Origin of the sequence: Ciceribacter sp. L1K23 (genome assembly GCF_018122705.1) — a bacterium.
Lineage (GTDB): Bacteria > Pseudomonadota > Alphaproteobacteria > Rhizobiales > Rhizobiaceae > Allorhizobium.
On sequence record NZ_JAGRRC010000001.1, the window covers coordinates 3,032,367 to 3,056,614 of the forward strand.

General features: G+C 64.0%; 19 protein-coding genes. 7 read left to right on the top strand and 12 right to left on the bottom strand.

Annotated elements, in window-relative coordinates; translation table 11 throughout:
- The first annotated feature begins 48 nt into the window (after positions 1-48).
- A complete protein-coding gene (locus J5J10_RS14665) occupies positions 49-3,504 on the top strand; it encodes an ATP-binding protein (protein WP_208548423.1) in 3,456 nt (1,151 codons plus the stop codon).
- A gap of 184 nt (positions 3,505-3,688) precedes the next feature.
- Here the strand turns inward: J5J10_RS14665 and J5J10_RS14670 are convergent, their stop codons facing one another.
- Positions 3,689-4,027: a hypothetical protein gene (locus tag J5J10_RS14670; RefSeq protein ID WP_211930445.1), complete on the bottom strand. Its 339-nt coding sequence runs from the start codon at positions 4,025-4,027 to the stop codon at positions 3,689-3,691.
- A gap of 398 nt (positions 4,028-4,425) precedes the next feature.
- The gene (locus J5J10_RS14675; protein ID WP_211930446.1) at positions 4,426-5,394 is read right to left on the bottom strand and encodes a helix-turn-helix domain-containing protein; all 969 of its coding nucleotides are present in this window, start codon (positions 5,392-5,394) and stop codon (positions 4,426-4,428) included.
- Positions 5,395-5,777: 383 nt separating this feature from the next.
- Between J5J10_RS14675 and J5J10_RS14680 the strand changes: the two genes are divergently transcribed.
- Positions 5,778-7,358, top strand: coding sequence for an iron ABC transporter permease (locus tag J5J10_RS14680; RefSeq protein WP_211931255.1), 1,581 nt, complete (start codon positions 5,778-5,780; stop codon positions 7,356-7,358).
- A gap of 237 nt (positions 7,359-7,595) precedes the next feature.
- Here the strand turns inward: J5J10_RS14680 and J5J10_RS14685 are convergent, their stop codons facing one another.
- Positions 7,596-9,548 (bottom strand): acetoacetate--CoA ligase, encoded by a 1,953-nt coding sequence (locus tag J5J10_RS14685; RefSeq protein WP_211930447.1) that lies wholly within the window; start codon positions 9,546-9,548, stop codon positions 7,596-7,598.
- Between the two features lie 164 nt (positions 9,549-9,712).
- Between J5J10_RS14685 and J5J10_RS14690 the strand changes: the two genes are divergently transcribed.
- Together J5J10_RS14690 and J5J10_RS14695 are read left to right on the top strand one after the other, a co-directional pair.
- Complete coding sequence (locus tag J5J10_RS14690; RefSeq protein WP_211930448.1) at positions 9,713-11,581, top strand: AsmA-like C-terminal region-containing protein; 1,869 nt, start codon at positions 9,713-9,715, stop codon at positions 11,579-11,581.
- A 28-nt stretch (positions 11,582-11,609) separates the two neighbouring features.
- Complete coding sequence (locus J5J10_RS14695) at positions 11,610-11,855, top strand: DUF6460 domain-containing protein (RefSeq protein ID WP_349252072.1); 246 nt, start codon at positions 11,610-11,612, stop codon at positions 11,853-11,855.
- Positions 11,856-11,874: 19 nt separating this feature from the next.
- Here J5J10_RS14695 and J5J10_RS14700 read toward each other — a convergent pair whose 3' ends face one another.
- The 5 genes from J5J10_RS14700 to J5J10_RS14720 form a co-directional block, all read right to left on the bottom strand.
- The gene (locus J5J10_RS14700) at positions 11,875-12,690 is read right to left on the bottom strand and encodes an ABC transporter permease (RefSeq protein WP_211930449.1); all 816 of its coding nucleotides are present in this window, start codon (positions 12,688-12,690) and stop codon (positions 11,875-11,877) included.
- A gap of 3 nt (positions 12,691-12,693) precedes the next feature.
- Entirely contained in the window at positions 12,694-13,599 is a 906-nt protein-coding gene (locus tag J5J10_RS14705; RefSeq protein ID WP_211930450.1) for an ABC transporter permease subunit, read from the bottom strand.
- 10 nt (positions 13,600-13,609) lie between these two features.
- Positions 13,610-14,770, bottom strand: coding sequence for an ABC transporter ATP-binding protein (locus J5J10_RS14710; protein ID WP_208548416.1), 1,161 nt, complete (start codon positions 14,768-14,770; stop codon positions 13,610-13,612).
- A gap of 100 nt (positions 14,771-14,870) precedes the next feature.
- Positions 14,871-15,971 (bottom strand): polyamine ABC transporter substrate-binding protein, encoded by a 1,101-nt coding sequence (locus J5J10_RS14715; RefSeq protein ID WP_208548415.1) that lies wholly within the window; start codon positions 15,969-15,971, stop codon positions 14,871-14,873.
- Positions 15,972-16,119: 148 nt separating this feature from the next.
- Positions 16,120-17,541: an XRE family transcriptional regulator gene (locus J5J10_RS14720; RefSeq protein ID WP_211930451.1), complete on the bottom strand. Its 1,422-nt coding sequence runs from the start codon at positions 17,539-17,541 to the stop codon at positions 16,120-16,122.
- 235 nt (positions 17,542-17,776) lie between these two features.
- Here J5J10_RS14720 and aceA point away from each other — a divergent pair, with 235 nt between their 5' ends.
- Together aceA and J5J10_RS14730 are read left to right on the top strand one after the other, a co-directional pair.
- Positions 17,777-19,066 carry an isocitrate lyase gene (gene aceA, locus J5J10_RS14725; protein ID WP_211930452.1) on the top strand — a complete coding sequence of 430 codons (1,290 nt, stop codon included), beginning with the start codon at positions 17,777-17,779 and terminating at the stop codon, positions 19,064-19,066.
- Positions 19,067-19,168: 102 nt separating this feature from the next.
- Positions 19,169-19,405, top strand: a complete 237-nt coding sequence (locus tag J5J10_RS14730; protein ID WP_208548412.1) for a hypothetical protein — start codon at positions 19,169-19,171, stop codon at positions 19,403-19,405.
- A 61-nt stretch (positions 19,406-19,466) separates the two neighbouring features.
- Here J5J10_RS14730 and J5J10_RS14735 read toward each other — a convergent pair whose 3' ends face one another.
- Positions 19,467-19,970: a GNAT family N-acetyltransferase gene (locus tag J5J10_RS14735; protein WP_211930453.1), complete on the bottom strand. Its 504-nt coding sequence runs from the start codon at positions 19,968-19,970 to the stop codon at positions 19,467-19,469.
- Between the two features lie 84 nt (positions 19,971-20,054).
- Positions 20,055-20,930, bottom strand: a complete 876-nt coding sequence (locus tag J5J10_RS14740) for a LysR family transcriptional regulator (RefSeq protein WP_211930454.1) — start codon at positions 20,928-20,930, stop codon at positions 20,055-20,057.
- A 92-nt stretch (positions 20,931-21,022) separates the two neighbouring features.
- On the opposite strand from J5J10_RS14740, the gene J5J10_RS14745 reads away from it, so the two are divergent.
- Complete coding sequence (locus J5J10_RS14745) at positions 21,023-21,235, top strand: hypothetical protein (protein ID WP_208548409.1); 213 nt, start codon at positions 21,023-21,025, stop codon at positions 21,233-21,235.
- A 44-nt stretch (positions 21,236-21,279) separates the two neighbouring features.
- Here J5J10_RS14745 and J5J10_RS14750 read toward each other — a convergent pair whose 3' ends face one another.
- Together J5J10_RS14750 and J5J10_RS14755 are read right to left on the bottom strand one after the other, a co-directional pair.
- Positions 21,280-21,423: a hypothetical protein gene (locus tag J5J10_RS14750; protein WP_208548408.1), complete on the bottom strand. Its 144-nt coding sequence runs from the start codon at positions 21,421-21,423 to the stop codon at positions 21,280-21,282.
- A gap of 220 nt (positions 21,424-21,643) precedes the next feature.
- The gene (locus J5J10_RS14755; protein ID WP_211930455.1) at positions 21,644-24,172 is read right to left on the bottom strand and encodes a HAMP domain-containing methyl-accepting chemotaxis protein; all 2,529 of its coding nucleotides are present in this window, start codon (positions 24,170-24,172) and stop codon (positions 21,644-21,646) included.
- Positions 24,173-24,248: the final 76 nt, after the last annotated feature.

Below are 24,248 nucleotides of genomic sequence, written 5' to 3' on the forward strand. Positions count from 1 at the left end.
GTTAATTTGCCGGTCCATGAAGGTGCCAGGCGCTACAGGTTGTCAAACATGCCCGCAGCTCAATACCCGTTCATAGATGTCGCCGTGCACAATGCCGTGCGGGCGCGCTTCGCGCGGGGCGAAGCGCTTGTGCTGTTTTCAGCCGACATGCAGACCGTGCTCTGGGCCAACGGACCGGGTGCAGCCCATTTCGGCAATGCATCGATCTACGATTTCCTCGACCAGGGTCCGGACCGGAGCGAGCTTTCGTTCCGGCAGCTTGCGGCGAGCGCCGGCCAGTTGTCGGCAATCGGCGACAGCCGGACGCTGGTCATCCGCATAGCCTCCGGTTTCCGCAGCGTTCCTGTGCAGGCGGAGGTCGAACTCATCGACATTCGCGGCGAGCGGGCTGTGCTGTTCTGTCTTCCGGCGGCAGGCCAGTCGACCTCGACCGAGGCGCTGGCAAAGCGGATGCTGACCGGGTTCGACGATCCCGATACGCATATGGCGGTCCTCGACTCCTCTGGCGAAATCGTCGCGGCCTCGCCGGGGTTTGCCGGGCTTGGCATCGGCGCGGCCTCGGCGCGCGGTTTTATCACCATGGTCGAAAACGAGCCGGCGCATCTTCTGAAGCGCCCGCTGTCGACTGTTCGCGGCCATCTGCCGGCGGCGATCGGCAAGGTCTCGGACTCCCCGGACCTTTACCTGCTGCTGGCGGTCGAAACCATTCTCGGCGACTTCCGTCCCGCGGACGCCAGCCCAACCGCTGATGTGGCGTCGGCGCCCGCCGAACCGGTCGCGGCCCTGCCCCTGCCGGAGGCCGCCACCATCTCCTCCGAAGAGGCTCCTGCAGATTCGATCAACGCGTCAGCGGAACCAAGCGCATCGTTCCCGGCTGACGAGGAGCCCGCGGCGGCATCCCCGTCCGACATGGAAGAGGAAGAGGCTGCCCCGGCCATGGAGACGCCCGCGTCTCCGGAACCGGTTTCGGAGACACCGCAGGCTACAGCCGCGGAGAGCGCCGAACCCGTCGCGGCACCTGCGGATGAACCGGTCGCGCCATTGGCGAACCACACCGCTCCCGCCGCGCCCAGCACCGAGGAGGATGGCTTCGTCTTTCAGCCGACCAACCGGGCGACGCGCTTCGTCTGGAAGATCGACGCCGAGGGCAGGTTTACCGACGTCTCGCGCGAATTCGCCGCCGCCGTCGGCCCGCGCGCCGCGGCCATCGAGGGCGTGGCATTCACCGACATCGACGCGCTCTTCCATCTCGATCCGGACGGCAAGCTCGGGGAATTGTTGAACCGCCGCGACACATGGTCCGGCAAGACGGTCTACTGGCCGGTCGAGGGCACCAGCCTGCGTGTCCCCGTCGACCTTGCTGCACTGCCCACCTATACCCGCAACCGCGAATTCGATGGCTTCCGGGGCTTCGGCGTCGTGCGCCTGGCCGACGCCGTCGAGGATCCGCTGGAAAGCGGTCTGACGCTCGGCTCGCAATCGATGTCCTCAGACGTACCGGCCGAAGAGCAGGAACCGTCCGTCTCCGACGAGACGCCGGATGCGGAGGCATCGGAGGTGCTGCCTGATATCCTGAGCGAGGCCGATGCGATGACAGCTCAGGCAAGACGCGCCTCGGAGATCGATCCCGGCCATGCCGGCGAGGCGGAAGCACAGGACGAGACGGCAAAGACCGGGGACGGCGGGGCATCCGTTCAGACAGAGGCCGCGACCGTCATTCCGCTGATCTCCGACAAGATCATCCAGCTGGAGAACCATCGCGCCCGCAATCGCGACGGCCTGAGCGCCAGCGAGGCCGCGGCATTCCGCGAGATCGCCCGCAAGCTGGACCCGATCCGGCCAAGCCAGGACAATCCGGAGCCGACACACGAAACGGTGCAGGAGACACCGGTCGCGACAACCACCATCCCGCCCGCGCCGACACCGCCCACCCCCGTGTCACCGGCGATCCGGTCGCCGGAACCGCCGGTGTTTCGCCCGGTGCCCGACGCCGCCGCCTTCACGCCACAGCAGCGGGACCTCGGTCTGTCCGCAGATATTGTCGACCTGATGCCGGTCGCCCTCTTGGTCCACGTTGCGGACAGACTGATCCACGGCAATCCGGAATTCCTGAAGCTCACGGGCTATGCGGACCTCGATGCGCTGGCCTCGGCCGGCGGGCTGGATGCGCTCCTGCAGCGCGAGGATCTCGACGAGGCAGAAGGCAAGGGTAGCCGGATCGTGGTGGTGCGTGCCGATGACCGGCTCGTTCCGGTCAACGCCAAGCTCCAGTCGATCCGCTGGGCCGGCGGCAGCGCACTGATGCTGTCGCTCGTACCGGTGGAGGCACCCGAGACCGTCGTTGCTCCCGCTATCGTGGAGGAAGAGACAAGCGAACTGTCACGCCTCAGGGTCGAAGCGGAGGAAATGCGGTCGATCCTCGAAACCGCTACCGATGGCGTGGTGATCATCGGTACGGAGGGCGAGATCCGCTCGATGAACCGCTCGGCGTCGGCCCTGTTCAACTATGACGGCGAGGAGTTGAAGGGCAAACCCTTCGTCATGCTCTTCGCGCATGAAAGCCAGCGGGCGATCCTCGACTACCTCTCGGGGCTCGCCGGCCATGGCGTCGCAAGCGTCCTCAACGATGGCCGCGAGGTCATTGGCCGCGAGGCGTCCGGCGGCTTCCTGCCCCTGTTCATGACGATCGGCCGCCTCACCTCCTCGAACGGCTACTGCGCCGTCATTCGTGATATCACGCAATGGAAGCGCACAGAGGAAGAATTGCGCGGCGCCAAGCGCGCGGCCGAGACGGCCAACGCCCACAAGAGCGAATTCCTCGCCCGTGTCAGCCACGAGATCCGCACGCCGCTCAATGCCATCATCGGCTTTGCCGACATCATGGCGAACGAGCATTTCGGTCCCGTGGGTCACCCGCGCTATGCCGAATATGCGAGCGACATCGTGCGCTCCGGCCGCCACGTGCTCGACATCGTCAACGACCTGCTCGACATCTCGAAGATCGAGGCGGGCGAGATGGACCTCGATTTCACCGCCGTCGGCCTCAACGAGACCGTGTCGCAGGCGGTCGCGATCGTGCAGCCGCAGGCCAATGGCCAGCGGGTGATCATCCGGACCGCCCTGTCGCAAGCCGTTCCGAGCGTCGTCGCCGATCTTCGATCGATCAAACAGATCGTGCTGAACATCCTGGCGAATGCGATCCGCTTCACGCCGTCGGGCGGGCAGATCATCGTATCCACCGCTTATGAGGCGAACGGCAGCGTCGTGCTGCGCATCCGCGATACCGGTATCGGCATGAGCCGAACCGAGCTGGAGCAGGCGATGAAACCGTTCCGGCAGGTGTCGCCCGGCGCGCGCAATCGCGGCGATGGCACCGGTCTAGGGCTTCCGCTCACCAAGGCGATGGTGGATGCAAACCGCGCGACCTTCGCGATCTCGTCGACCCCGAACGAGGGAACGCTGGTGGAAATTACCTTCCCTTCACCGCGTGTACTCGCCGACTGATAGTGATATGAAAAAGGAAACGGTGGAGCGACGGGGTCCGCCGGCGGGACGCGCCTTTGATCCGTCGCTCCACGTCCGCCATCGCGGCGCGGCAGGAAATTGCGGGGGAGATGAATCCCCTGCCGTTGCGAATGCCGCGAGTGGCTGGGCCTCGAGATCACCGGACGATGCCGGGATCGCAGTCCTAATCTAAGGAGCAGTTCCGTTCCACGTCCTGCTGGTGTCGCGCCGCCTGCTGCTGAGCGACCATGCCCCCGGCGGAGGAAGCAACGTTGGCGGCAACCGCGCCACCACGTCCGCCAAAGCCTCCGAAACTACCGACCATGCCGAGTGCCGACCCCATCATCGCAGAGTTGGTCTGCTGACGGATGGCATCCTCGCACGCCGAAGCCGCAGATTTGTCCCGGCTCTGCTCAACGGCATTCGCCGACATCTTCTTCGAAGCGTCGGCGGAGGCTTGACCGCCCGTCTGGCTGCAGCCGGTCAAGACCGCCAGCATGACGATGACGAGATACGATTTCATGTGTCCTTCCTGCCGCTGATGACGCGGATCGGCCGCACCACCAGACGCATCAACGCGGCGAGAATCAGGGCTTGCATATAGTCACCTCCGTGTCGCTCAGGTTCCGGACCAAGCCGGATCGTCGATGTCTTGGCGGGAGGCGCCGGTTGGATCAACACGGCCGAGATCGAGGCATAATCAATGCCGGTCGGGCATAACTTTTCGACAGACGTATCCGCTTTCGCGGCGTCGTTCGCACATTCTTCAACGCAGCGGCATCCATCTATGGTTGAGTGCTGCGGTCCAGATTGGCGCGCATCTGCATAACTTTGAGCGCCAGCGCATAACTTTTTTCCGCCTGGTAAAAAATGATTCGGTGTGCCGGGGGATGCATCCTTCAGAGCGCCGTGCCCGGATGGTCACGATTCGCTCATCCGTCGGTGCTGGCCCGGCGAGACGCCGAAGCGACGGCGGTAGGCGTTGATGAAGTTGGAGAGCTGGTTGTAGCCCACCTGCCATGCCAAGGTTTTCAGCGGCACTTCCGGACACTCTCGCACCATGTGCCGAGCGGCCTGCATACGCGCCTCCAGAAGCGCTTCGAACACCGTTGCTCCATGCACGAGACGGAAACACTGGTTCAGCCGACGCGGCGACATGCGGACGGCAGTTGCAAGAACCTGCAGGCTGGGAGGGGTCCGCAAATCCGACAGCAGAAGTTCATGGACCTCGCGAACCCGCTGCAATTCCCGCGTCGTCAGCGCGGCACGCTGCGGTTCCTCGCCACCGAGCCGGTCGAGATGGCACGCAAGCATTTCAAGCGCCTTGCTTTCGCGCCAGAGGTTCATCATCGTTCCACGATACGGCGCGTTGAATATCTCCTGGGCGGCCCGCGCCAAGGCCCGATCTGCATCGAGAACCTCCGAAACCGGCAGTCGACCATCCTTCAAAACAGCCCGCACCAGCGGCGGCACGACATCACGCGACACCAGGTCCTCCAGCGTCGCGGGTTCGAACAGCAGGGTGACGGCAGACCATTGCTCCCCGGCTCCGACATTGTAGGTGATCTGACGCTCGGCCAGGCTGACGGCGAACGGTCGGCCACCGCCTCGCCATATCCGGCGCTCGTTGCCGGCCGCTTCGAGAGTACCGGCTCCACTGAGCATGGTTCCGAGAACAAGATGCCCGGCAGGCGCATCGCCATCCGGTGTCATCGACCAGTCCCGGTCGGATGTTGCTGAAACCCGGTAGAGATTTATCCCCGGCCGCAGAAGCCGCTTCTCCATGAAGCCGCGAAACGGACCATGGTCGAAATTCATCACCCCGCCGCCGTCGAAGTATTGTTCCTCGCGGTCGTCCGGCGTCTCCATGATCCATGCACGTTCATCCATGCCAGCCGCTCTCCCGTTTACAAGCTGCAGGTGTAGGTTTGCAGGGCGCTCTCTTGTGAGAATAGCAGACTTCCTGTCAACATGAGGCCTGTCGCAGCCGGGCGGACGATGTTGGTCCCTTGAAGGACACCGCCTTCTACTTTTGAGTGTAAACAATTATATTTTGATATGATTTAAAGCACGATGCACCGACTCCCTTGACATCGCCTTTCCACCGTCGCGGTTTCCTTCCCGCGGCGTTTGCGCTAGAGGGTCGGCAAGAGGCGAGAGGGAGAACCGGCTTGTCGACACACACATCCGATGGCTTGACCGCTCGGCCCGTCGCCCGTCAGCGATCGCACGGCCTCGTTGCCGCCGCGTGCCTCGTCGCGACCGTCGTCGCCATGCCGATTGGCGCCATTCTCTGGATCGCCCTGTCCGGGGACGGCGGAAGCTGGCAGCATATCATCAGCAATGTCATGCCCCGCGCGACCGGTCGGACGCTCGAACTGCTGTTCTACACCTGCCTGACGACCGCGTTGTTCGGTATCACAACAGCATGGCTGGTCGTCTCCTTCGACTTTCCGCTGCGTCGCTTCCTTTCGGTCGCGCTGGTACTGCCGCTTGCCATTCCCTCCTATCTCGCCGCCTATGCTTTCGGCGAGTTCTTCGATTTCACCGGCCCGCTTCAGACCCTCGTCCGCCAGATCTTCGGCTACCAGTCGATGCGCGACTATTGGTTCCCCGATGTGCGCTCGCTCGGCGGCGCGGTGCTCGTGATGAGCGCCGTGCTCTATCCCTATGTCTACCTCGCCTGCCGGTCGATGTTCCTGATGCAGGGGCGCGCGGCCGCCGACGTCGCGCGCACGCTTGGCGCCGGTCCGCTCCGCGTCTTTCTAGAGGTGCAGGTGCCGATGGCGCGGCCCGCGATTGCGGTTGGCCTGACGCTGGTGATGATGGAAACGCTGAACGATATCGGCGCTGTCGAATACCTCGGCGTCAACACGCTCACCTTCTCGATCTACGACACCTGGCTCAACCGTGGCAGCCTGGCCGGTGCCGCGCAGCTTGCCTGCGTGCTGCTCGTCTTCGTCGTCGGCCTGCTGACGCTGGAGCGCTGGGCGCGGCGGCGCCAGCGCTTCGCCAGCCACAAGACGACGGCGGCCGTCCACGATATCGTTCGCCCCCGGCTTGGAACGGCTCGCGGACTCCTCGCGACCATATTTTGCGCGATGCCCGTCATCGTCGGCTTCGCAATCCCGGTGTTCGTGCTCGGAGACTTCGCGATCCGCCGGCTCGACCACTTCACCGAACCGCGGCTGCTGAAGGCACTCGAACATTCGATCGTGGTGTCCTCCTCGGCGGCGATGCTCGCCGTCGTGCTCGCCTTCGTGCTTGCCTATGCCGCCCGCGCCTCGCGCTCGCCTGCGACAAAGGCGGCGGGTCGGCTTGCCTCGCTTGGCTACGGCGTTCCGGGCACGGTTCTCGGGATCGGCGTGCTGATACCGCTTGCCACTTTCGACAACGCGCTCGATGCATTCCTCAGGGCCAATCTCGGCATCTCGACCGGTCTTCTGCTGTCCGGCACCGGCTTTGCCATCGTCTATGCCGCGACCGCGCGCTTCCTGACAATGGCCGAGGGAACGATCGACGCGGGTTTCCAGAAGCTGTCACCGCATCTCGACATGGCGGCCCGCACGCTCGGCCGATCGACCGGGCAGGCACTGACCAGCGTCCTCCTGCCGAACCTGCGCCCCGCCGTGCTGACAGCAGCGCTACTCGTCTTCATTGAAACCCTGAAGGAGCTGTCGGCGACCATCCTGCTCAGACCCTTCAACTTCAACACGCTGGCGACGCTGGTCTACGAGGACGCCTCGCGGGCCCAGGTGGAAGATGCCTCCGTCGCAGCGCTCATCATCATCCTTGCCGGTCTCGTTCCGGTCCTCCTCGTGTCACGCACGCTCGACGAGCGCCGGCGGTCCTGATCGTCCGGCGACCGGATAAAAAAAGGGCGGCTTGCGCCGCCCGTGATGAGGTATGCTGTTCAAACGGAAGCTCGAGTGATCAACATCATGTTTGATTTCGCCAGATGGCGATCCGCGTCACGGTCATCGTGCGCACCCAAGTTGCATTAACGTATGTCAAAGGTTTCCTAATATTTGGTTAGCACCCGCCCCGGAGCGGGACAGGACGGCACCCCAGATCTGGCGTGCGAAATCTCGCTATTTCGACAGTTCGGGCAGATCGCGGAACAGTTCCAGCGCCTCCGGATTGGCAAGCGCCTCCTTGTTCTTGACCGGGCGACCATGGACGACTTCCCGAACGGCCAGTTCGACGATCTTGCCGGACTTGGTGCGCGGGATGTCGGCCACCGGAACGATCCTGGCCGGGACATGGCGGGGCGAGGCACCGGTGCGGATCTTCGTCTTGATCGTCCCTGCGAGATCCTCCGAGAAGGTAACGCCAGCGGCAAGCCGCACGAACAGCACGACGCGCACGTCGTCGTCCCAGTCCTGGCCGATGCAGAGTGCCTCGGCAATTTCCGGAAGCTGTTCGACCTGATTGTAGATCTCGGCCGTACCGATGCGCACCCCACCCGGATTGAGCGTCGCGTCGGAACGGCCATGGATCACCAGTCCGCCATGTTCGGTCCATTCGGCGAAGTCGCCATGGCACCAGACATTGTTGAAGCGCTCGAAATAGGCGGCGCGGTACTTGGCGCCATCAGGATCGTTCCAGAACATCACCGGCATCGACGGGAAGGCCTTCGAGCAGACGAGTTCGCCCTTCTCGCCGCGCACCGGCTGGCCCTCGTCGTCCCAGACGTCCACCGCGAGCCCCAGGCCCGGCCCCTGGATCTCGCCCCGCCAGACCGCCTTCAGCGGATTGCCGAGCACGAAGCAGGAGACGATATCTGTGCCGCCGGAGATGGAAGCCAGATGCACATCCGGCTTGATGCCCTCATAGACGAAGGAGAAGCCTTCCGGCGACAGCGGCGAGCCGGTGGAGGTCATCAGGCGGAGGTTGGAGAGATCATGCGTCGTCCGTGGCGTCAGCCCCCCCTTGCGCACTGCGTCGATGTACTTGGCCGACGTGCCGAACACGGCAAACTTCTCCTCGGCTGCGTAGTCGAACAACACATTGCCGTCGGGCGCGAAGGGAGAGCCGTCAAACAGGCAGAGCGTCGCGCCGCAGGCGAGGCCGGAGACGAGCCAGTTCCACATCATCCAGCCGCAGGTGGTGAAGTAGAACAGCCGCTCGCCCTTCGTCAGGCCGCAGTGGAAGCGATGCTCCTTCAGGTGCTGCAGCAGCGTGCCGCCGGCGCCGTGGACGATGCATTTTGGCACGCCGGTGGTGCCTGACGAAAACAGGATATAGACCGGGTGGGAGAAGGGCAGCCGAACGTAGTCCACCGCCTTCGGCTCGAACGGTGCGACGAAGACTTCAAGCGTCCGGCCCGAGGGAAGCGAGGCGGCGAGCGCCGGGGCATCACCGGCATAGGGCACGATCACAGCGGGCACGCCGAGGCTTGCGACGACCGCGCGCACCTTGTCGGCGACATCCTGCTTCTTGCCGTTGTACCAGTAGCCGTCGCAGCAGATGAACAGCTTGGGGCCGATCTGCCCGAAGCGGTCGAGAACGCCCTGTTCGCCGAAATCCGGCGAGCAGGACGACCAGATCGCCCCGATCGAGGTGGCGGCCAGCATGCAGGCGACAGTCTCCGGCATGTTCGGCATCATCGCGGCGATGCGGTCGCCTTCGCCGATGCCCATGGCGCGGTAAGCCTGCTGCAGGCGGGACACCATCTGCGTCAGGCGGTCCCAGGACCAGCGGTCCTCGGCCTTGTCCTCGCCACGAAAAATCAGCGCATCGCCGTCGCCGGCGCCGGTCAGGATGTTTTCCGCGAAGTTGAGCCTTGCCTCCGGAAAGAAACGGGCCTCGAGCATGCGATCGCCGTTCGAAAGAGCGATCCCGCCCTTGTCGCCTTTCACGTCGCAATAATCCCAGACGGCGGACCAGAAGGCACCACGATCCTCGATCGACCAGGCGTGGAAGTCGTCGTAGGTGGCGAAGGGCCGACCGGCGCGCGCCTCGCACCACGTCATGAAGGCGTACATCGGCGTGGCGCGGCGAAATTCCTCCGAGGGCGACCAGAGCGGCTGTTCCTGATGCATTCCAATCCTCCAAAAACCGTGCAAGCTGTATAGCAGCTTGCAGTGCAATATGAAGTGCGACGAACGGCCAGATACGCCCTCGAAATTGCCAGATTGCGGCATTTCCTATATCCGGCAGGCCAGATTACCAAAGGGACCGGCAGCACGGCCGGTGGACGATGCGCATGACGGAACAGCCTCCCATCCACGAGCAGGACCGCGACGACCGTCGGCGCGGCTTCGGCGCGATCGTTTGGCGGCGTCCGATGCTGCTGGTCGTCGTCGCGCCGCTCCTGCTCTATCTGCTTCTGCTCATCCTGGCGCCGCTTCTCGTCTCGACCAGTGCCGTGCGCGGAGCGCTGGAGGATGCCGTCTCGGAGTGGAGTGGTCACCGGGCTACCATCGGCGGAACGCCGGAGCTGACCTTCTGGCCCGAACCCGAGATCGCCCTGCCCTCGGTCACGATCAGCAGGAGGGCGGGCGGCGAGGATGTCGTGCTCGCCCGCATCGAGCGTCTGTCGGCCTCCTTCGGGCTGATCGACGGCATGTTCGGCCGGCCGGTGCTCGGCGAGTTCGTGGCCCTGCGGCCGGAGGTCTGGCTTCGCCGTGACGAAGAGGGCAACATCGACTGGCACGGCGACGGCCGGCTGACGACGGCGATCGGCGCGGCCACGTCCGATACGGGCGAGGCCGCCGTCGTCGACGCAGCGATCGGCGATGTGACCGTTATCGACGGGCGCCTGCGGGTCGAGGACGCAGTGACGGGCCGATCCTTCTCGCTCGACGACATCGACGCGCGGCTCGACTGGCCACGTTTGTCCTCGGCGATGACGGTGTCCGCCGACGCCAGCATCCGCGGCAGGCGCTTCGGCTTCGACCTCGCGTCGCGCCAGCCCCTCCAGCTCTTTGGCGGCAGGGACGCGGAGACGCGGCTGGCGCTGCGGCTGCAAAATCTCACCACCAGTTTCGAAGGGACCGCCAACCTTTCGGGCGACTATCTGCTGAACGGGCCGTTGCAAATCGAGGCGAGCGATCTCGCCGCCTTCATCACGTGGTCCGGCCTCAAGCTCGGAGGCACGGAGAACATCCGCCAGGCGCGGGTTTCAGGTCAGCTGACGACGATCGGCGGCAGCTACCGGCTGGATGGGCTGAAGGCATCTTTCGACGGCAGCGATGCGACCGGCATCATCGAGCTAACCCCACCCTCGGACGACCGCAAGGCACGTCTCAGCGGCACGCTTGCCTTCGATCGCATCGATCTCGCCGACCTGCTCGATGCCTTCCGCCTGCTGCCGGGCCCGCATGATCCGGATGGCAAGGCGTCCGGGCTGACGCGATGGCTGGACACCGACCTGACCCTTTCGGCTGACAGGGCGCTTTTCGCACCCATCCAGGTCGACGACTTCGCCGCCAGTATCGTTGTCGTCGGCGACAGCCGCCGCTTCGACCTTCTGGACGGAACACTCGAAAACGGTCGCGTCACCGCCCGGCTGACCGACGCAAGCGGGTCCGTGCCCGGAGAGTTGCGGGCGACGCTGTCGGGCATCGATCTCGAGACCCTGTTCGGGCGCCTGGCGCTCTCTGGGCCGCTTCCCTACACGCGGGCCTCCGCCGACATCGTGCTCGCCCTGCCGCGCCCGGTCGACGCGATGACCCTTGCGGATCTTTCCGGCTCCCTCCAGATCCGCGCGGCGGAAGGCGAAATCCGGCCGTTCGATCTGTCCGCCATCGCCGCGCTCGCCCGCGAGCGGCCGTTCTTCCGCCTCGCCGACGCACCAGGCGGGGAACTGGATTTCACCGCCGCATCGCTTCACCTGGAGCTTCACGATGGCATCGCAGACATCGCCGAGGCCTTTGCCGATACCGATGCCGGCCGCCTGACACTCGACGGCATCATCCCGCTTGCCACCAGAAGCCTGGCGCTCGCGCTGTCTGTCGAAGATGATGACCAAAAAAGTCGTGCGGAACCACCGCTCCGGCTGTTCGTCGGCGGGTCCTGGCCGGATGTGGTCGTCTCGCCGATGGCGGCGCCGCGGGTCGATCCATTAGAGTAGTCGAAAGAATCACCAGAGAGGGCTTTGGGTGTTCCACTACGTCTCAGTGCTCTTCAAGATCCTGCTCGCGTCCCTGATGGCGGGCGCGGCCCTGTCTTTCTTCGGCGTCACGCTGGAGACGATCTTCGGCCTCATCGGACAGACCCCGGACAGCATGCTCGACCTTGGCCGGCGCTTTATCGCATGGGCGGCGCCGAACGTCCTGCTCGGCGCCTTCATCGTCCTGCCTGTCTGGCTGGTGACCTGGATTTTCCTGCCGCCGCGCGACTACTGAGCCGTGTGGACGATCCCGTTCATGGCGTCTGCGCCGCGTAGTGCTCGTCGCGCTGGCGTTGCAGTTCGCGCTGTTTTGTCGTGATCGAGGCGATGATGACGCCGATCGTTACGAACCCGATCAGAATCGAACACACCGCGTTGATTTCCGGCGTCACCCCGAGACGGACCTGGCTGTAGATCTTGATCGGCAGCGTGGTGGCGCCGGGTCCCGTGGTGAACGAGGCGATCACGAGGTCGTCGAGCGACAGCGTGAAGGCCAGCATCCAGCCGGAGATGACGGCGGGCAGGATCAGCGGCAGGGTGATCTTGAAGAAGGTCTTGACCGGCGGGCAGCCGAGATCCTGCGCCGCCTCCTCCAGGCTCATGTCGAAGGTCAGCAGCCTCGACTGCACGACGATCGCCACATAACACATGGTGAAGGTGGTGTGGGCGATGATCACCGTCATCAGGCCGCGATCGAGGCCGACGGCGACGAACAGCAGCAGCAGCGACAGGCCGGTAATGACTTCCGGCATCACCAGCGGGGCGTAGACCATGCCGGAAAACAGCATGCGTCCCGGAAAGCGGCCATAGCGGACCAGCGTCAGCGCCGCCATGGTGCCGAGCACCGTACCCAGCGTGGCGCTGAGAAGTCCTACCTGCGCCGTGATCCAGGCCGCGTCCATCAGCCCCTGGTTCGACCAGAGCGAGGCATACCACTTGAGCGAAAAGCCACCCCATACGGTCACGAGCTTCGACTCGTTGAAGGAGTAGATCACCAGGATGACGATCGGGATGTAGAGGAAAGCGAACCCGATGGTCAGGAAGGTCGCGTCGAACTTGCCGGGCTTCATCGCTCACACCTTCTGCTGCTGGTTCTGGAAGATCATGATCGGCACCACGAGCAGGAGCAGGAGCACCACGGCGACGGCGGAGGCGAGCGGCCAGTCGCGGTTGCCGAAGAATTCGGTCCAGAGCGTCTTGCCGATCATCAGCGTGTTGGGACCGCCAAGCAGGTCGGGGATCACGAACTCGCCGGTGATCGGGATGAAGCAGATCATCGAGCCGGCGATCACGCCGGGGATCGACAGCGGGAAGGTGACGCGCCAGAAGGCCTTCCAGGGCGGGCAGCCGAGATCGCTCGCCGCCTCCAGAAGCGTGCCATCAAGCTTTTCCAGCGCCGAATAGAGCGGCAGCACCATGAACGGCAGGTAGGAATAGACGATGCCGATGAAAACCGCGGTTTCGGTGCGGAAGATCTGCACCTGGTCGTCCGGCCCCATCAGGCCGATGCTCTGCAAGGCGATGGTCAGCAGGCCTTCCGGCTTCAGGATGCCGATCCACGCATAGACGCGGATCAGGAACGAGGTCCAGAACGGCAGGATCACCAGCATCAGCAGGGTCGGGCGGATGGTGACGGAGGCGCGCGCCATGGCGAGCGCCATCGGATAGCCGATCAACAGCAGAAGCAGCGTCGAGATCGCCGCGATCCGCAGCGACGACAGATAGGCGCTGTAATAGAGCGAATCCTCCGTCAGGAAGATGTAGTTCTCGAAATCCAGCTTGGAGAAGAAGTCACCGATCGTGCCGAATCCGTCGAACACGGGCAGATACGGCGGCATCGCGATCGCGGTGTCGGAGAGCGAGATCTTCACGATGATCAGGAAGGGCGCCAGGAAGAAGAGCCCCATCCAGACATAGGGCACCAGGACGACGAGCCAGCGGCTCGGCGAGGAGGAATGGGCTGTCGCAGTATCGCTCATCGCCCTCTCCTCAGCGTGTCAGGACGAGGCCGGCATCCGGCGTCCAGGTAAGCCACACCTTGTCGTCTATGGTGATCGGCCGATCGACGAGGCGGGCGACGTTGGCCTGCGCGGCGCGGAACATCGTGCCGTTGGCGAGCTTGACGATGAAGACCGAGAAGTCGCCGAGATAGCCGATGTCCCAGACCTCGCCGTGGAGCGCGTTGACCGAGGTATCGGCCGGCGGGTCGACGGAGATGCGCACCTTTTCCGGACGGATGGCGAAGGCGACCCCGGCGCCGGGCTCGGCGGCGCATACCGGCTGCTCGACCTGCACCTTCAAGCCGCCCTCGCAGACCACCGTGACCATCTCGCCATCGCCAAGCTGCTCGCGCTTTTCAAGCTTGCCGTCGACGATGTTGATGTCGCCGATGAAGTCGGCGACGTAGCGGCTGTTGGGTGCCTCGTAGATTTCCGCGGGCGTTGCGACCTGGACGATCACGCCCTTGTCCATGACCGCGATGCGATCGGACACGGTCATCGCCTCTTCCTGGTCGTGCGTGACGATGAGGAAGGTCAGCCCGAGGTTCTGCTGGATGTCCATCAGCTCGAACTGGGTCTCCTCGCGCAGCTTGCGATCGAGTGCGCCGAGCGGCTCGTCGAGCAGCAGCACCTTGGGTCGCTTGGCGAGCGAACGGGCGAGCGCCACGCGCTGGCGCTGGCCGCCGGAAAGCTGGCTCGGCTTGCGCTTGGCGAACTGTTCGAGCTTTACCAGTTTCAGCATTTCCTGCACGCGCGCCTCGATCTCGCCCTTCGGCAGGTTGTCCTGCTCGAGGCCGAAGGCGATGTTCTTCTCGACCGACATGTGCGGGAAGAGCGCGTAGGACTGGAACATCATGTTGGTCGGCCGCTTGTAGGGCGGCGTGCCGGAGATGTCCTTGCCCTGCAACAGGATATGGCCTTCCGTCGGGTCCTCGAAGCCCGCCAGCATGCGCATCAGCGTGGTCTTGCCGCAGCCTGACGGTCCCAAGAGCGAGAAGAACTCCCGCTCGTAGATGTCGAGCGTCAGGTTCTCCACGGCGGTGAAGTCGCCGAAGCGTTTGGTGACGTTTTCGAAGCGGATGAACGGGCGCGCGGCCGGATCGTTCCAAGGTGAGAATTTACGCTTTACCGGCCCAAGTGATTTCGCCATTGCCCGACCCGTTATCCCCAATTGTACGGTTATGATTTTTACGGTTATGCCGATTTGAAAACACCGGGCGGAAGGTCCGCCCGGTGTTGATGTCCTGCTATCAGCTGCCGGTCTTGATCTGCGTCCAGACCCGGTTGAGAACGCGCTGTTCCCTCGGGCCGTAGGGCGAGATGGTGAAGAGCTTCTTCACCGTCTCCTCGGTCGGGTAGACGGACGGGTTCTTGAAAACCTCCTCGTCGAGGAACTGCTGCGAGGCGAGGTTGCCGTTCGCATACTGGACATAGTTCGACGCCTTGGCGATCACCTCCGGCTTCATCATGTAGTTGATGAACTCGTGGGCTTCCTCGACATTCTTGGCGTCCGCCGGGATCGCGAGGTTGTCGAACCACATATAGGTGCCTTCCTTCGGGATCACGTAGTCGACGGTCACACCATTGTTGGCTTCCTCGGCACGCGCCTTGGCCTGCAGGATGTCGCCGGACCAGCCGATCGTCACGCAGATATCGCCATTGGCGAGATCGTCAATATACGCCGACGAATTGAACGTCTTCACGAACGGGCGGATCTTCATATAGACGTCGCCGCCGGCTTCCAGATCAGCCTGTTCCTTGCTGTCGGGGTCCTTGCCGATGTAGTTCATGGCAATCGCGAAGGTCTCGTCGGACGCGTCGAGGATGTTGATGCCGCAGGACTGCAGCTTCTCGGCGTTCTCGGGCTTGAACAGCGCATCCCAACTGTCGACCGTGAAGCTGTCGCCAAGCGCGGCCTTGACCTTGTCGACGTTGTAGCCGAGGCCGGTCGTGCCCCACATGTAGTTGACGGCGTATTCGTTGCCCGGATCGTATTTGGCCAGGCGCTCCATGATGTCGGGCCACATGTTCGAGAGGTTCGGCAGCTTGGACTTGTCGAGCTTCTGGAAGACTCCGGCCTGGATCTGGCGGGCGAGGAAGGGACCGGTCGGCACGACGACGTCGTAGCCCGAACCGCCTGCGAGCAACTTGGTCTCAAGCAGTTCGTTGGAATCGAACACGTCATAGACGACCTTGATGCCGGTTTCCTTCGTGAAGTCCTCCAGCACCGATTCATCGATATAGTCCGACCAGTTGTATACGTGGACGACGCGTTCCTGCGCGTTCGCACCACCGGCAACGACCAGCGCGGCCACGGCCACGGAAGCCCAGCGAATGAAATCGGCTTTCATGTTTTCTCCTGTTCCTTGATCAGGCGGGCGGACGCCCTTCACCTATTCCCTTTGTTTTTTTTGACAGACTAAGAAGGAATTGGACGCCCGACAAGACAAAATGTGGGCACCGCACACAGATCGCCCGATCATGAAAAAGGCCCTCGCCTCACTGGAAATCGAAGGCGGAGAGGCCCGTCACCATTTCATCCAGGCCGAGTGGACGGGTCACCGGCGGCTCGGATCGGGCAAGACAACCCTGCCGTTCGCAGAGCCGGCAGGCCGAACCGATGGCCACCGGAGGAACGGCTGCGAGCGCCTGACCATAGACGATCTCATCCTTCAGGGCGATGTCGCACCCGACCAGGACCGCCGTGCGGCGCACCCGCTCCGAAAACCCCGCCTGCGGTCCTTCCAGCGTGCGTGCGATGGTCAGGAAGCCGGTGCCATCGGGCATTTCCACCGCCTCGACGAGCACCTGCGCCGGCTGGGCGAACGCCGCATGGACATTGAGCTTGGGGCAGGCGCCGCCGAATTTCGCGTGGGGAAACCCTTGGGCGCCGGCACGTCGGAACCGGTTTCCGGCGATGTCGGTCTCCTGCATGAAGAACGGAACGCCAGCCGCGCCCGGCCGCTGCATCATCGTCAAGCGATTGGCGACCTGCTCGAAGGACACATTGAAGCGGGCTCGCAGCACGTCGATATCGTAGCGCGCCCGCTGGGCCGCCGCCAGAAATGCTCCATAGGGCATCATCAGGGCATGGGCGGCGTAGCGGGCGAGCTCGAAGCGCGCCAGTCGGTTTGCCTCGCCGCTCGCAAACGCAAGCGCCTCGAGTTCGGCGGCGATATCATCTCCCAGCGCCAGCAGCGCCGCTTCCATGGCGATTTCGCGCAACTGGTCGAAGGGCGAGAGCCGCTCGGACAAGAACAGCCGCATGGAGTGCCGGTCGTATCGGCGACGGAGGTTGGGCATGGCATGCACCGGCAGAGAGCGGACGACGATGCCGTGTTTCGTGCGCAGCCACGTCTTGAGTGAAACCGCCAGATCGTCGCCGGGCGAAAGACCGAGGCTTGCGTGAAAGGCTTCGGCTGCATCCTCTATGCCGGGACAGAAGTTCGGACGCTTCTCGAACCGCTCCCGCACCTCGTCGCTCGGCAGCCTGGCGCCGGAGAGCGAGGTTTCATGGCCTTGGCGCGCCAGCAGTTCGGCAAGATCGGTGAGGCGAGCGGCCTGTTCGCGGTAGGCACGGTAGAGCTTGACGATACCGGTTGCCGCGTTGGGAGCGGCCTCGGCTACTTCTATTAACTCCTGCTCCCCCGGCAGTTCTCCCGACAGCAGCGGATCGGCGAAGACCTCGCGCAGCTGGCTCGCCGTGCCGCCTGCCTCACCCTGCAGTTCATCCAGATCGACCTTGTAGACGGAGGCGAGCTTGAGCAGCAGTTGCACCGTCAGGGGACGCTGATTGCGCTCTATCAGATTGAGGTAGGAGGGCGAGATGGCAAGCGCCTCAGCCATCGCCGTCTGGGTCAGACCCAGCCCGTTTCGTATACGCCGCACCCTCGGTCCCGCGAAGATCTTGCTTTCCGCCATTTGACAGACCTTTTACAAACGTCCGCGCCGCGCACCAAGTTGCGCTTTTACAAGATTTACATTTTTACATTCCGAATTTGTGAAAGACAAGACAGCCTAACCTCTTTCCACTCTGAAAAATCGCTTTTATTCTGGCAGTTTGTGCGGCGCACTGTAAATTCAGTCACATCAACGGCGCGACGATTTCGGTTCCCGACCTGATCTTCCCGCCCTCCAGACCAGCAGGGAGTTTGCTATGACTGATTTTTACAATCTCGTTCCGAATGCGCCGAAGGGCCGCTACGACGGCATCGACCGTCCCTATACCGCGGAAGACGTCCAGCGTCTGCGCGGCTCGGTCGAGATCAAGTATACGCTGGCCGAAATGGGCGCGAACCGGCTCTGGAAGCTGATCAACGAGGAGCCCTTCGTCAACGCGCTCGGCGCGCTCTCCGGCAACCAGGCCATGCAGATGGTCCGCGCCGGCCTCAAGGCGATCTATCTCTCCGGATGGCAGGTCGCCGCCGACGCCAACACCGCGTCCGCCATGTATCCGGACCAGTCGCTCTATCCGGCCAATGCTGCACCAGAGCTTGCCAAGCGCATCAACCGCACGCTCCAGCGTGCCGACCAGATCGAGACCCAGGAAGGCAAGGGCCTTTCGGTCGACACCTGGTTCGCGCCGATCGTCGCCGACGCGGAAGCCGGTTTTGGCGGACCGTTGAACGCCTTCGAGATCATGAAGGCCTTCATCGAAGCCGGCGCCGCGGGCGTTCACTTCGAGGACCAGCTGGCATCGGAAAAGAAGTGCGGCCATCTCGGCGGCAAGGTTCTGATCCCGACGGCGGCCCACATCCGCAACCTGACCGCAGCGCGGCTCGCCGCCGACGTCATGGGTACGCCGACGCTGATCGTCGCCCGCACCGATGCGGAGGCGGCAAAGCTCCTGACCTCCGACATCGACGAGCGCGACCAGCCCTTCGTCGACTATGATGCCGGCCGCACGGCGGAAGGCTTCTACCAGGTCAGGAACGGCATCGATCCGTGCATCGCCCGCGCCGTCGCCTACGCCCCCTACTGCGACATGATCTGGATGGAAACAGGCAAGCCGGATCTCGAACAGGCCCGCAAGTTCGCCGAGGCCGTGCACAAGGTGCATCCGGGCAAGAAGCTCGCCTACAACTGCTCGCCGTCGTTCAACTGGAAGAAGAACCTCGACGACGCGACGATCGCCAAGTTCCAGAGGGAGCTCGGCGCGATGGGCTACAAGTTCCAGTTCATCACGCTCGCCGGCTTCCACCAGTTGAACTTCGGCATGTTCGAACTGGCCCGGGGCTACAAGGATCGCCAGATGGCGGCCTATTCGGAGCTGCAGGAGGCGGAATTCGCGGCAGAGGTCAACGGTTACACCGCGACCAAGCACCAGCGCGAGGTCGGCACCGGCTATTTCGACGCCGTCTCCCTCGCCATCACCGCCGGCCAGTCCTCGACGACCGCGATGAAGGAATCGACCGAAACCGAGCAGTTCAAGCCGGCTGCGGAATAAGGTCTTGCCCCTCATCCCCCAGCCGGATGAGGGGCGACAGCCAGACAGAACCACCCTGAAGATCAACCATTCAAGAACCCCGAATAGAAGAGGAGAAATGCCATGACACCCCAGACCCGGGTCAAGGAACGCGCGGAAGAACAGTCCTCCGCCATGAGCCCCGACCAGCAGGCGACGATCCGCATGGTCGCCAACGACCTGCACCGTCTCAACCAGTCGGTCATGAAGGCCGTCGATGCCGGCGTGTCCGTCGAGCTCGTCCGCTCCGCCCGCCATCACGGCGGCGAGGGAAACTGGGGTGATCTCCTGATCCCCGTGATCGTTACCCAGGCGCGCTGATCCCGCCTCGCCGATCAACCGGCCCGGCCGCAAGCCGGGCCCTTCGGCGTTTGGCGATCAATCACCGGGCAAAGTGGCGGAAGACGAGATCATCCGGCTCAGGCCGAGCCGCATGGTTGTCAAGCACGCCGCCAATGCGCTCCGCCACTGCGATCGAGGCGTGGTTGTCGGGGCTCACATAACTAACAAGAGATGGCAACCCGCGCACGTCACGGCCCCAGTCGCGCATCGCAAGTGCTGCCTCCATGGCGATGCCACGACCTTCGAAGCCATCGTAGAGAAGCCAGCCGAGCTCGTTTTCGGGAAACAGCGGGCCACCGTTGATCCCCACCTGACCGACGCACTCACCTGTCTCCTTCAGGTCCACCATCAGGGCGCCATGGCCGAGCAGCTGCCATTGCGCGACGTCGTGGCAGAACAGGCCCCAGGCGCCCCGCTTGTCGAAGGGACCGCCCATGCCGGTGGACCGAGATGAGGCCATCAGCGCCGCGTAGGTCTCGAAATCGCCGATGACGGGCATGCGCAGGATGAGCCGCCCGGTTTCGAGTATGATGTCCGCCTGCATGTTCGCGCCCTCTTGCCTGCCGTGCCGTCTTCGTTCGGATGGTGCCTTACCCCGAGGTGGTCGATCCCGCCACCGCCCGCCGGATCACACCGACCGACCCGGCCGTTTTCCTGCGTACAACTCCGCGTGTCCCTTCATCAGCTTGACCAGCCGGTCGGCCACCGTGCGTACCGGCCTTCTATGACGGTCGTCATTGTTCATGACCACCCATTGCCGGTGGCGAAGTTCCGCGATTTCGGCGCCGACGCGTTCGAGACGCGGCTCCAGATCGCCTACGAAACAGGGGAGCACGGCGATACCGGCGCCCGAGAGCGCCAGATCGCGCAGCGAGCGGGCGCGGGTGACCGTCACGACGATCGAGGACGCCTTCTGTTCGTGGGGCCAGCGCAGATAGGAGGAAATCGCCTCGTCGCGGTGGACGGCGATCCAGTGATCAGCGCCGGCCTGCCCGGAATGGCGGGCGCGATAGGCGGCATAGGCCACCTCCCCCGTCGGCACGGCGGCGAGATTGCGCTCTTCCGGCTCGAAGGAACGGATGCCGATGTCGTTTTCCCGGTGGGCCAGCTGCGCCCGCTGCTCGGCGACCGTCAGCTCGATACGGAAATCGTCCCTCGGACCCCGGATCGCCGGAAAGCTCTCGGTGATCAGCCAGGCGTTCCAGGTGCCGGCGGCGATGCGGACAAGCGCGGAAGCGGCGGGTTCCTGGCGCCAGGCATCCACCTCACGCGCCGCGGCCTCCATGCCCGACAGCATGTCGAGCAGCCGCTGCCCCTCGCCCGTCAGGCGGTAGCCGGTCTGGCTGCGCTCGAAGAGGACCGCACCCAGTCGCTGCTCGAGATCGAGCATTCGCCGCCCGAGCGTCGCCGGGCTGAGGCCCGAACTTTCGGCGCCGCCGGTCAGCCCGGCCCCACGGGCGACGTCGAGAAAGAGCTGATAGGAATCCCAGGCTACGTTTTTCATAATTGAAAGACATAGCGCGTGTCAGTCGCTTCATGAAGCGGATTTGGAGGTATAGATGGTGTGATGGTTCAACGAAGAGACGGAGATCCATCATGTACGAAGTCGCGGCAGCCCTGTTGGTGCATGGGAAAAACCTCAAGTCGCCGGCGGATCCGGCCAAAGCGGAGGATGATTTTTACGAGGCATATGCGGGCGATCCGCTGTCAGCGGTCTCGCGGCTGATCCGTCACGTCAAGGCGCGGATCGCAACCGGGCAAGCGGACATGCCGTCCCGGCATCACGACGGGTGCAGGCACACGGCCTGACGCATCGGGTACCCTTGCGGGTTCTTCGACCTTCCGCCGCCCGATCAGCCGATCAGGGAGAAGGCAAGCGAAACGAAGGCGATGCAAGCGCCTGCGCAGATGATGGCAAGGGTCCGGTAGGCGGCGGCGTCCGCTTCCTGGGCCTTGGCGATGGCGATAGCACGGGGCTTGCGATTGTCTCTGTTCATCACGGTTTCCTGGCAATGGCCGTTCGAAATCTCATCATGCCTGAGGCGTAGTCCGGTCCGACGTCATGTCCGGTTCCGCCACGACGGAACCCCGGCATCGGACCAGAGTGACTCAGGCCCGTTAACAAGAGCTAAATTATGTCGGATTCGTTGCGAACGGTACAGGCTCACGAAAACGTGAGCCTGCGACAAAATCGCCCCTGTCGGTGAAATCGTGTGCTCAGGCGGCCCTGTCGGCGCGGACTGGAGAGGCGGACTGAAGGCGGAACTGGCGGACGAGCTCGACCAGCGCGTCTGTCTCGCCGGCGAGATCGTGGCTTGCCGCCGTCGCCTCCTCGACCATCGCCGCGTTCTGCTGGGTCATCTGGTCCATCTGGTTGACGGCGCCGTTGATCTCCTGCAGCGCGGAGGACTGTTCGCGGCTCGCGGTCACGATCATCTCGACCAACTGACTAATCGTGCCGATCTGGCCGCCGATGCGCGACAGCACCTCGCCGGCGCCCTTTACATGGGCCGCACCGGTGGCGACTTCCTCGGTCGATCCGTGGATCAGCACCTTGATGTCCTTGGCGGCGGTGGCCGAGCGTTGCGCGAGCTCCCGCACTTCCTGCGCCACGACCGCGAAGCCCTTGCCAGCCTCACCGGCACGGGCGGCCTCGACCCCGGCGTTCAGCGCCAGGAGATTCGTCTGGAAGGCGATCTGGTCGATGACCTCGATGATCTGCTCGATCTTGCGCGAGGCCTCCTCGATCCGGTCCATGGCCGAGACGGCATCGCCCATCACCACGGCGGACTGTTCGGCATTGCGCTTGGTTTCGCTGACGACCCCGTTCACCTCCTCGGCCCGCCCGGCGGTGGCGCGGACGGTGGCGGTGATCTCCTCGACGGCAGCGGCGGTTTCCTCCAGCGAGGCGGCCTGCTGTTCCGTACGCTTTGAGAGTGCCGCAGCCGAGTGCGCCATCTGCCGACCGTTGTTCTGGATCATGCCGACATTGTCGGTGATCCGGGTCATGGTATCGCGCAGGCGGGAGACGGAGAGGTTGAAGTCGGTGCGCAGCCGCTCCAGCCGTCCGGCAAAGCGCCCTTCGATCTGGAAGGAGATGTCACCCGATGCAAGACGTTCGAGCGCCGCGGCAAGCTGCGTCACCGCCTCGTCGATCTCGGCGTCGAGCGCCTGCTTCTCCGCGTCGTTGCGGCGACGTTCTTCCTCGGCGCGGGCGCGTTCACGCTCGCCTTCCGCCTCGATCTCGATCTTGGAGCGGGCATTGGCCTTGAAGACGCCAAGCGCGCGCGCCATCGCGCCGATCTCGTCGCCGCGTGCCTCGCCGGCGATCGAGGTTTCGAGGTCGCCGGAGGCCAGCCGGCGCATGATGGCGGTGATCTGGCCGATCGGACGTTGCAGCGTGAGGATCAGCGTCACGCCGCCGACGATGGCAAGCAGGATGCCGAGCGTGGTGGCGCCGAGCGACAGCGTATTGGCCTCGCGCCCTTCTGTTCCGGCGGCGTCCCGCTGGGCTTCGGCGAATTCGGTGAGCGCCACCCAGCCACGATCGATCACGGCAGCGGCCTCGGCGAAGCCCGCCGTCCGCTTTTCGCTTGCCGCCACGAGGTCGGCGCTATCCGTCTTCAGTGCCGCCAGCGCCGGGGTCACCAGCTTTGTCAGGTCGCCGAACAGCGCATCGTTCTGGATCGAGGCACCCAGCGTTTCCATGTTCGAAGCAATGAGATCGGCCTGGCGCACGAGCGGCGAGCGCCCCTCTTCCGTCCGGTTGGCGAGGAAGGCGGTGACATTGATGCGCAGGTCGTACACGTCCGAGACGAGCTTGCGGCTCTGGTCGAGAATTTCGTTGGTCTTCACAAGCTCGGTATCGACGGCGCCGAAGCGCTCGACCGACAGTGCGCTCTTTTCCCGCGCCCCGGCTGCCAGTTCCGCGCCGACGGCTTCGAGTTTCAGCACCAGACGACGGATCTCGTCTATGTTCTCGAGGCTGACATCTCCGGATTTGACGCGCGCGGACAGATCGGAATTGATGGCCTGGAACTCCTTGCCGACGGGGGCACGTTCCTTCGGAAGGGCAGTGCCGGTGCGGCGCTGCGTCTTCACCAGTTCCGGCATGGCGTCGGCCAGAACAGCGGTCTGCTGCTCGGGGAAGACCTCGGCGCGATAGGCAGCCGCGACCGTCTCGATGAAGCTCGCGCCGGATGCCAGACGATCGGCCTCACGGAAGGCGGTCTTGGCATCGTTTTCCTGGTTGGCGACGGCGCGCTGCATTTTCTGCGCTTCGTCCGACAGCTTGATCTGGGCGGAGACCATGCCCTTGATGCTTTCGTTCAGCGCCTGGGACAACGACTCTTCGGTCTGGAACAGCGCCCACATCTCGTCGATGCGGGCCGTAACGTCGCGCGTTTCGGCGAGCGCCCGTTCCAGGCTGTCGCGACCGACGGCGGCGGCGTCCAGTGCAGAAAGGCTCTCCTCCAGATCGGCCTGCTGCTCCTGAAGGCGCGTCACGACCGCTGCCCGGCTTTCTTCGCTGGTGGCGTCGAGATAGGTGTTCATGGCCTCGCCGACATCGCGAAAACCGCTTAGCGCCCGCATCGTGTCATTGGAGATATCCATCCGGTGCTGCAACATGCCCGAGGCATAGAGACCGGTAACGCCGACGGCGGAAATGCTGGCCACGAAGGGCACAACGAGCGCCAGAACCTTGGTCCTGATAGAATAGCGCGACAGCAGCTTGTCGATAAACATATGGCCTCCGTCCCATTTCCGGATGCTAAATTTGTAAAGCCGGAATTCCTAAAGGTCGCAGGCTCGCTTAAAACGA